Source organism: Streptomyces sp. NRRL WC-3549, from assembly GCF_000721935.1.
In the GTDB taxonomy this organism is placed as follows: Bacteria; Actinomycetota; Actinomycetes; order Streptomycetales; family Streptomycetaceae; genus Streptomyces.
The window spans coordinates 15,743-24,885 of record NZ_KL585390.1 but is presented as its reverse complement, the minus strand read 5'-3'; the positions used below and the strand labels follow the sequence as shown (position 1 = coordinate 24,885).

Genomic DNA, 9,143 nt, shown 5'->3' with positions numbered 1-9,143 from the left:
GCGGCTGGACAAGCTGGTGAAGGACGGGCTCGTCGTCCACCGCGAGTACAGCGACGAGTACCGGATCTGGCAGGGCACCGATGTCGATATCGACGCCCGGGTCAGCGAGATCGCCTCGCAGCTCCAGCCTGATGACGTCGTCCGCTATTTCAACAAGCACCTCGGCACCAACGTTCTCCCGAACGCGGTCGCTGCCGGCGCCCACAGCCAGCTCACCGGCATGCAGCGCCACTTCGTGACCGCTGTTAGCCACAAGACCGAGAAGCTGCGCGGCCCGAAGATCGTGCAGGACGCAGCAGACGGCATGTTGGTCTTCCACCTCGGTGAACTGAAGAACAGCCCGCGAGTGGACTCTCCCCTTCCTGTCGTGGTTGGGCTCACCCGGAATCCGCAGGCGGTGCTGGCCGCGGGTACCACTCTCGTAGCTCTTCAGGACCTCATGGGCGACGAGGAACTCGACCATGTCGCCCGGCGAGAGATCAAAGAACGAGCCGGGGAGTTCTCCCAGAAGATCACGGCGTTGCTCGCGGAGGCGTTCCGCCCTGGCAGCGACGAGTCGAGCTGGTACCTCTGGGCCAGCGGTGAGGACACCGACGGGGATCCCGCCCAGGAGCTCAGTGCCCGCAGTTACGCAGGGCTCGTCTCTGAGGCGTGCAACGTGGTCTACCACCAGACCCCGCATGTCAGGAACGAAATGGTGGGCCGCCACCAGCTCACCAGCAACGCGGCTCGCACGCGGCGTGAGGTCCTCACGGCGATGATCGAGAAGACCGGCCTGGCACGGCTCGGCTGGCCCGAGGACAAGTTCCCCGCGGAGCGTGCCCTTTACGACGGAGTCGTCGAGCACCTCGGTCTGCACCGCGCCACCGGCGAGGTCAGCGGCGGCGCGAGCTCGGGCGGCACCCTCCACACCCATGGCATGGCTCGCCCCAACGCTGAGAAGAACTCCAGCGTCATGCCCGCCTGGGAAGCCCTCGAGGAGGCCCTGAGCGAGGCCACCGAGCCGACCCCCATCGTCGACATCTACGAGCGTCTCATGGCTGCGCCGTACGGCGTGAAGGCCGGTGTGGTCCCGATCCTGGTGGTCGCAGGGCTCATCCTGCGGGGCAACGACGTAGCGCTGTTCGAGGAGGGCAACTACTGCCCTCGCCTCACCGCCGCCATCGTGGAGCGCCTCAACGTTCCCTACCCGGAACGCTTTACCGTGAAGTCGACCCCCGTGGACCGGGGACAGCGCAGGCTCGTGCTCGATGGCCTGGTGAAGTCGCTCGACGTCGACATTCCTCGCAGTCGTGCAAACCGCAACCCGGCGCTGCTGGCCGTCACCCGCGGGATGCTGGACCGCATCCTGGTCCTGGATCAGTACTCCCGCAAGACTCAGCGGCTCAGTGAGGACACCCTCGCAGTCCGCGACGTTCTGTCCAGGGCCACCGACCCGGACAATCTTGTCTTCGAGGAGCTGCCGGAAGCGCTTGGTTTCGAGGAGATCACTCCTGGAACTAAGAAGGACGCGGAAGCGGCCGAGTCGTTCATCGAGCGGCTCACCTCCGCGCTCAACGAGCTCACCGGCGCGAGTGAGAGCCTCCGGCGGTACGTGGTGGACACTCTGGCCAAGGAGTTCAGGCTTCCTGCCACCAGCATCACGGAACTCCGTGCAGGTCTCGCCGAGCGGCTCCAGGGCTTCGCGGACGCGTCTCTTGAGGTCAGCCTTCACGGCTTCGTGTCCCGCGTAACGAACGAGATGCTCCCCGATGACGACTGGCTCGGCACGGTCGTGGTCCAGCTGGTCAACCAGGCCCTCGGGGACTGGACCGACCGCGATATGGATCGTTTCCCTCGTGTCGTACAGGACAGGGCTCGCGCCCTCGACCGGGTCAGCCACCTCTACAGTGTCACGGAGGCCGAGGAAGTCGAGGACCTAGAGGAGGCCGAGGCCAAGGATTCACCTGTCACGGTTCGCTCCGCAGCCACAAAGCGGGCCAAGCCGAAGCCGCGGCAGATCGACACTCACCTCCTGACGCTCACCACCCCCCAGGGTGCTGAAGAGCGCACGCTCATCCACGTACCCAAGAAGTCGCGGAATGCCGCGGACAAGCTCGTTGTCAGTGTCATCAGGCAAGCTGAGGAAGCACTGGGCCCGGACGGCGCACGCATCCTCCTCGCCGCGCTGGCCGAGCGCCTGTCTCAGCAGGACAGCGCCACATCCGAAAGGAAGGAGCAGCCGTGACAGACGCCGACGGCACGAGCAGCAAGAAGCGCCACGTACTCGGGATCTCAGGGGGTAAGGACTCCTCATCCCTCGCGATCTACATGCGCGACCGGGTGCCGGAGATGGAGTACTTCTTCTGCGACACCGGGGCCGAGCTGCCCGAGACCTACGAGTACCTGAATCGCCTCGAAGGCGCGCTCGGCAAGCCCATTGAGCGGCTCAACTCCTCCCGCGACTTCGATCACTGGCTGGAGGTCTACCAGGGGACGCTGCCCAGCCCTCAGATGCGCTGGTGCACGAAGAACCTGAAGATCCGGCCGCTCGAAGAGTGGATCGGCGACGACGAAGCCATCTCATACGTCGCAATCCGTGCCGACGAGAATCGGCTGGGCTACGTCAGCACCAAGCCAAACATCACGGCGGTCTTCCCCTTCCGTGAAGACGGGATCGACCGCGCGGGCGTCGACCGCATCCTCGAAGAGGCTGGCATTGGCCTGCCTGGCTACTACGAGTGGCGTACCCGCTCCGGCTGCTACTTCTGCTTCTTCCAGCGGAAGCACGAGTGGGTGGGCCTCAAGGACCGACACCCAGAGCTATACGAGAAGGCCGTCGCCTACGAAGACAAGCTCAAGCACCAGGACACGGCCATGCAGGGTCGCAAGTACACCTGGTCTCAGGGCGAGTCCTTGGGTGAACTGATAGAACGCCGCGACGAGATCGAGGCCAAGCACGAGGCTGCCCTTGAGCGCGCAGCCAAGCGTGTGAAGCCGAACCGGCCGCTGTTGGAGATCCTCTCCGATGCGCTCGACGAGGATGACGACTCGGCGGCTTGCGCGGTCTGCCACCTCTGATCCGACTCCCACCCGAACCCGCCTGCCCTGTGCTCACAAGCACAGGGCAGGCGGGTCTTCGCGTCTTCCGACGGAGCGTCGGCCCTGGATGCCAGACTGTAACCCACCACTTACGCACCACAAATCCCCCTCTCTGAAACGCTCGTTGACGGTCGGTCGATTGAGACCTGTACATCATGAAGCTCGTAGGTCATGGGCCTGGTGGGGGGCGGGCAGGACACTGAGCCTTTTCCAACCTTCGGTCGTGGCTGGCAGGTTGGGGCACGCTGCGTGAGGTGAATGACGAAGCTCCTAGCAGGGTTCACGACCAAGATCACCCATGTCGCGGGGAGCTTCGCGTGCTTGTTTACCCATCGGCGATCGATCTGTCCAGCGCGCACCTTCGTCACCTTGCCCGGTGCCTGGCCGCTCATCGCCGCATGATCGGCACCCGCGCCGCATCACGCCGAACAGGCAGGCGCTTGTGGTCCTGGCTCACCTGCGCCGCGGCGACCCCCACGCTCAGCCAGCCGCTGCGTTCGGCATCGGGATCGGGACCGTCTACCGTTACGTCAGCGAAGCGATAAAGGCCCTGGCCGCACTCGCTCCAAGCCTGGCCTAGGCGATGCGGACCGCACGCCAGCTGGCCTTCGTCATCCTCGACCGAATCGCCGCCGACACCCCGTACCACTCCCGGCAAGCACAAGCGCACGGCATGAACGTCCAAGTCCTCACCGACCTATGTGGACGGCTGCTGTGGGCTTCACCCGCGCTCCCCGGCCCCACTCGCGACCTGACCGCCGCCCGTACCCACGACATCGTCGCCGCACTCGCCGAGGCCGGACTGAAGTGCTGGGCCGGCAAGGCTTATCAGAGCGCCAGCGGTTCCATCCAGGTGCCCTCCTGAGGCCGTCGCCTCAAGCGGTGGCCGCGCAGGCACAACAGCACCCACGCCCAGATCTCCTGCCTCGGCGAGCAGGCCATGGCCACCTTCAAAGGTTGGCGGCTCCTGCAGAAGCTCCACTGCAGCACCGAGCGCATCACCGACCTGGTGAAGGCAGTCCTCGCCCTTCACCACGCATCAGCGTGAGGTTGGGGAAGGCTCCTTGATGGTGAGCATGGTGTTGCGATCGCCGAAGCGCACGTTCACGGCCCGCTCCACGAGGCGGGGCACGACTTCGCCCTCGGTGTAGGGGGCGGGCCTTCGGCGACGGCGACTGTGTGGGAAAGCTTCAGCCCGAACTGCTCTGCCCGCTCCACCAGAGTCCCAAGTCGCCACGTCCGTACAGCAGGTCGTCGGTGAACTCGCTGCGTCGTGACTCCTCCTGCCGGAAAGCGATTGCTGGGCTCTTTCATAGCGCTCGCGCAGCGCCTCGACGGGCGTCTGCACCGTAGCCAGTACGCAGTCCGCGCCAGCAGTCCCGGTGGGCCATGCCGCATCGATGAATTCAAGCAGCGCCCGTACGCCAACTGGCGATACATGGACAGAGCCTGATGATGCGCCTGCTGCACCGAAGTAGGTTCAGCTGTCTTGGTCTGCAAGCCGCACGAGAGCACACCCCCGCCAACGGACCCTCATAGCCCACAAGATTGGAAGACCACATTACGCTCTGCTTGTCAGACCCGTAGGGTGTGCCTGTAGGCAACGTCAGACACGGGAGGCCACATGGCGCACGGAGCGAGTAGGCGCTCCGACCTGCTCCTTGACGCACTGGCTCTGATCCGCCAGGACCGGGACGAACGGCGTGCTGACTGTGCGGCACTGCGCGACGAGCTCTCCCAGGCCCTCAACCGCGTCAGCGAACTTCAGGACCGGCTCGCGGGCGAGGAACAAGGCTTGGAGCAGGCGGAGACGATGTACCAGTTCGTCGAGGACCGCATTCCTGCGCCCGGGGCGGACGCGCCGGAGAGCTCAGAGGAAGAGCCGCCCATGCCGCTGCAGAGTTCTGCCACGGCTTCTCTGGACGAGCTCCAGGACGACGAGTCCAACAGCCTGCAGGACTTCGTCATGACGATTCTCGCCACCTCCGATCGCGCCATGCATGTCGATGAGGTGGTCGAAGCCATCGTCATTCTGCGGGCCAGGGGGCGCACGGAGAAGCTCGGGAACTCCAAACGCCCCAGCGAAGACGTGCGCACCGCGCTCAACCGGCTGGTCGGCAAGGGGCGTGTGGAGAAGGTCGCCGCCGCCACCTACGCCGTGGCCCGGGACCTACCGACAGCGCAGAAAGCTGAGGCTGCCTGACCTAGATATGCGCCTCTGATCAGTTGTGTGAGAGGGGTGGTGCCGCCGGAGGGCAATCCGGCGGCACCGATACGTGCCCCTGATCATGGTTCACGTGCATCCCAGCCTAGTCGACGGCACGTCCGCTGGGAGGCGCGTGGCCTAGTTCTGTATGCCATTCCGCTCATCGATGGCATGGAAAGTAGGCTTTCGTGCCGGTTTATCCACCGAACTCATCCGCATTTCTCCGAGGCAGGGCTCGCAGCCCCCGGCCACAATGCGACGTCGAGACCGTCCTCCAGCAGGCTCACGGTGACCACGTCGGGCCAGCTGATCCCGTTGAGCAGATTGACGATCGCCTGCCGGTTGACCCCGGTAAGGGTGGCGGCCTGCCGCAGGCTCAGCCCTCGCTCCTTCAGCCTCTCCCCGAGGGCGCGCGCGAGCGCCTGGACGACCCGAGCTTGAGGGTGACCGGTCATGATCGCGTGGGGCCACGCGTCCGGGTCCTCGGCAAGGTCCCTCGGCGTCGTACTGCGCTGGGTGCCACCGGGCATCGAGATGCACTCCTCCAGGTTGATGTGCACTATGTCGAGCAATGCGGCTATTTGTTCAGCCGATATTCGTGGTGCATCGCGCTGGAGACCGAGATGAGTCAGGCAATCCTGCGGTACCGCCCCAAGGACGCCCCTCCCGAGTGGGAGGCGGTGGCCGACGGGGTGCGGATGGTCGCCGCCACCGTGGCCGACCACGTTCCCTACCGGCTCACCACCGTGCTGGGCGTGATGGCGACTCTCGCCATCACGGCCGAGCGCGCGGGGCTGACGCGTGATCCGGCTGTCTGGCTGGAACAAGCCACCATCACCCGCTCGCTGCTCCTGAACGACAGCATCGCCCCCAACAGCACACAGACCTACGCCTCGATCCTGGCCCGCGTGCGGGAGACCCTCATCTGGGTCGAGCGCGGTGAAGCACCTCGCCCTCACCTGAGTGGTGACCGATCCCGCGCCGAGCCCTACGGCACCAGCGACCTGACACGTCTGGACGCCTGGTCCGACAACCTTCCGCCGGTCCCCACCGGCCGGGGCAACGCCAAGGCGCTGCTGGCACTCGGAGCCGGGTGCGGTCTGCCGGCCAAGGAGATCCTCGCCGTGCGCGGCACCGACATCCACGTACTGCCCAGCGACGCCGTCGTCGTCCACGTCCCGCGCACCGACCGGCTCATCGTGTGTCGTTCCCTGTGGGAGGAGACGCTCGCCGCCCTTGCCCGGACCGCCGGGGACAACTACTTGTACGCACCCGACCGGCAGGCCACCTACCCGAAGAACGCCATCAGCAACTGGGTAAAGCGCACCAAGCCCGGCGACCCGAAGATCCCTGCTCTGGACACCCTGCGCCTGCGAGCCACCTGGATCGTGTCCCTCCTGCGCGACCATGTGCCGGCCGACCTGGTGGCCCGGGCTGCAGGCATGAAGACGACCGCCGCACTCGCCCCCTACATGGCCTGGGTGCCGGCGATCTCGCGGGACGCCGCCGTGCGCATGCTGCGCGGCTGGGCATGAAGCGGCGCAACGGGCAGCACCGGCCCGCCCCCTCACCGCACCCCTCCCAGCTGAACGACCGCCTCGTGCGGCAGGTCGTCGATCTCGTCCGGGCCAGCGGGGCCCTGGACGAACTCGCAGTACTTGAGGCCCGCCGCCCCGGCCCTCGCGGCCTCCGGTCGGAGACCGTGCTGGTCGGCATGGTGCTGGCGGCACGAGAGCTGCGCAGCACCAACGTGGACGACGCCTGGGAGTGCGTGCAGTTCCGCCTGCGCAAACCCTGGCTCAGGTACTTCGGACTGCCGGAAGTCGACCGCACGGACGTCGAGGCGACGCGTGCGTCGGCCAAACGCTTCTACGATGCCTGGTCGCGCATCACGACGGTGCTTGACCCGGCCCGACACGACCGCCGTACCCGTATGCCACGCGACCAGGCCGTCACCTACCGGCGTGCCTGGCTGCAGCACGCGCATCACGACTCGACGCCGGTCCTGTCGCGGATCGCCAACAAGCTGGTGCTCACACCCGTCCGCACGGCGGTTGCCCGCGGCCTGATGGACGACTGGGCCGGCGACCTGTCGGTGGACGCCACCGCCATCCCCACCTGGGCCCGCCACAGCACAAAACGCCGCGCCTCGCTCGAAGTGAGCGCAGGCGAGGACAAGAACGCCGTCGAAGGCACCCTCGCCATCGCGGGTGACCTGCTCTGCCCCCACACTCCCCAGCGGATCATCGACACCTACCACCGCATGGCCGCCGCCAAGCAGAGCAAGACACGCGAAGAACTGCTGCCCGAAATGCAGGAGGCAGACTCCTACGTCCTCCCGCTCAAGCAATCCGCCGACCATCGCGGCCTGGAACGCCGCCAGTGCCCAGCCGCCGGCACCAGCCCCCGCGTCACCTGTCCCTGGGCCCAGGAACGCGACGCCTCCGGCGCCCACCGGCGCCGAGGCCACACAGCACGGCGCCCCCTCCGAGGTCGGCCCCACACGATCGATCTGACCAACCACCGCGCCAGGCACGCCCACCCGGACGCGAAACCGGCCGTGCGCCCACCGGAACGACCCGCCCATCAGCGTCCGGCCATCTGCCAGCAGTCCACGATCACCGTGCCGGTCGACAGCATGCCCAAGCTCCGCCAGGACCTGCCCTGGGGCCGAGATGCCTGGCAGCGCGCCTACCGCAGCCTGCGCAGCCACGTCGAAGGACTCAACGGCCGCGCCAAGAACGTCGACACCTTTCTGCACTCCCGCGAAAAACGCCAGAGCCGGGGCCGTGTCGCCCAGACACTGCTCAGCGCCATCCAGCTCATGGTCGAGAACCTGAGGACCATCGAGTCCTTCCTGCGCGACCAGCGCCTGTGGAAGGAAGAGAACTACACCCTCGGCCACATCCCCGAGACCCCGGACCCGTACGAGGACCCCGTCGACGAGACAGAGGAACACGACTCCGCCCCGCCGCCCGAACCGTAAAAGCGGCGTCTGCGAAACAGGCACAACCACACAGCCTCCAGCGCGCCGCAGGGCCACCCGAGCCCTGCGGCCGCTTCGCCATGCCCGCACCACCACAGCCAGCTCCGCTCACCATGCCCACGGCACCGAACCAGGCTTCCCGAACGGCATCCGCCTCGCACCAAGCCTGAAAACGACGAAATCCCGCCCAGTTGAAGTAACTGGACGGGATCTCGTGAACCCTTCACAAGCTAACTCGTGAACGGCCCGCGGTGGACCTGTGGGGATTTGAACCCCAGACCCCCTCGATGCGAACGAGGTGCGCTACCAGACTGCGCCACAGGCCCTTGCAACGAGTGAAACTCTAGCACCCTCCACGGGGTGCTCGGAAATCCGTATCCCGGCAGGTCACCGAGTCGGGTCCGTCGCCGGTCTCACTCGTTGGCCGCGCGGGGCCGGTCCTCGTCGTCGTACTGGTCGAAGAGAGGGGTCCGGCCGCGCTCCCGGGTGCGCCTGGGCTGGTTGCCGCGCCGTTGGGGAGCAGCCGGGGCTGCCTCGGGGTCGACGGGGTGCGAGGTGCCCGTCGGGGAGGGCTCGGCCGTGCTGGAGCGGGCCGCGCTCCAGGTCTCCGGGTCGCCGACCTCCACCCCGCCCGTGGCGCGCGGGGCGACCGGGGCGGTGACGTAGGTCGGCAGCGGTACGGGCACCGGCTCCCAGCTGTCGCCCTGGGCCGGGCCGCGTTCGCGCTGCTGGTCCACCCACTCCGCGTGGTCCGTCTGCTCGACGAGCGCCCGGCGGCCGGCCTCCTGGGGGGAGACCGTGGGGGCGGGGATCGGGTGGCCCGCCTCGGGCTCCTCGTCGGGGTCGGCTGAGGCCGCCGAGGCCGGCTGG

5 protein-coding genes, 1 tRNA gene and 3 pseudogenes are annotated in these 9,143 nt (G+C 67.2%); 6 read left to right on the top strand and 3 right to left on the bottom strand.

Annotation, left to right across the window (positions count from 1 at the left end; translation table 11 throughout):
• From IH13_RS36970 to IH13_RS0108235, 4 genes and pseudogenes are all read left to right on the top strand, one after another.
• Positions 1-2,227: pseudogene (locus IH13_RS36970) on the top strand (ATP-binding protein); the annotation flags it as partial.
• The gene (locus tag IH13_RS0108245) at positions 2,224-3,060 is read left to right on the top strand and encodes a phosphoadenosine phosphosulfate reductase family protein (protein WP_031082430.1); all 837 of its coding nucleotides are present in this window, start codon (positions 2,224-2,226) and stop codon (positions 3,058-3,060) included. The pseudogene IH13_RS36970 and the gene IH13_RS0108245, both read left to right, overlap by 4 nt.
• Positions 3,061-3,398: 338 nt before the next feature.
• Positions 3,399-4,129 (top strand): annotated as a pseudogene (locus IH13_RS36965) (transposase family protein).
• A 576-nt stretch (positions 4,130-4,705) separates the two neighbouring features.
• The gene (locus tag IH13_RS0108235) at positions 4,706-5,284 is read left to right on the top strand and encodes a hypothetical protein (RefSeq protein ID WP_031082429.1); all 579 of its coding nucleotides are present in this window, start codon (positions 4,706-4,708) and stop codon (positions 5,282-5,284) included.
• A 212-nt stretch (positions 5,285-5,496) separates the two neighbouring features.
• Here the strand turns inward: IH13_RS0108235 and IH13_RS42130 are convergent, their stop codons facing one another.
• On the bottom strand, positions 5,497-5,859 hold the full coding sequence (locus tag IH13_RS42130) for a helix-turn-helix domain-containing protein (RefSeq protein WP_051835795.1): 363 nt from the start codon (positions 5,857-5,859) through the stop codon (positions 5,497-5,499).
• Between the two features lie 51 nt (positions 5,860-5,910).
• Between IH13_RS42130 and IH13_RS42125 the strand changes: the two genes are divergently transcribed.
• Together IH13_RS42125 and IH13_RS0108220 are read left to right on the top strand one after the other, a co-directional pair.
• The gene (locus tag IH13_RS42125; protein WP_051835794.1) at positions 5,911-6,822 is read left to right on the top strand and encodes a hypothetical protein; all 912 of its coding nucleotides are present in this window, start codon (positions 5,911-5,913) and stop codon (positions 6,820-6,822) included.
• Complete coding sequence (locus IH13_RS0108220; RefSeq protein ID WP_031082422.1) at positions 6,819-8,273, top strand: hypothetical protein; 1,455 nt, start codon at positions 6,819-6,821, stop codon at positions 8,271-8,273. The genes IH13_RS42125 and IH13_RS0108220 overlap by 4 nt, the downstream gene beginning before the upstream one ends.
• 252 nt (positions 8,274-8,525) lie before the next feature.
• Here the strand turns inward: IH13_RS0108220 and IH13_RS0108215 are convergent.
• Together IH13_RS0108215 and IH13_RS0108210 are read right to left on the bottom strand one after the other, a co-directional pair.
• Positions 8,526-8,599, bottom strand: a tRNA-Ala gene (locus tag IH13_RS0108215).
• A gap of 87 nt (positions 8,600-8,686) precedes the next feature.
• Positions 8,687-9,143: pseudogene (locus tag IH13_RS0108210) on the bottom strand (hypothetical protein); the annotation flags it as partial.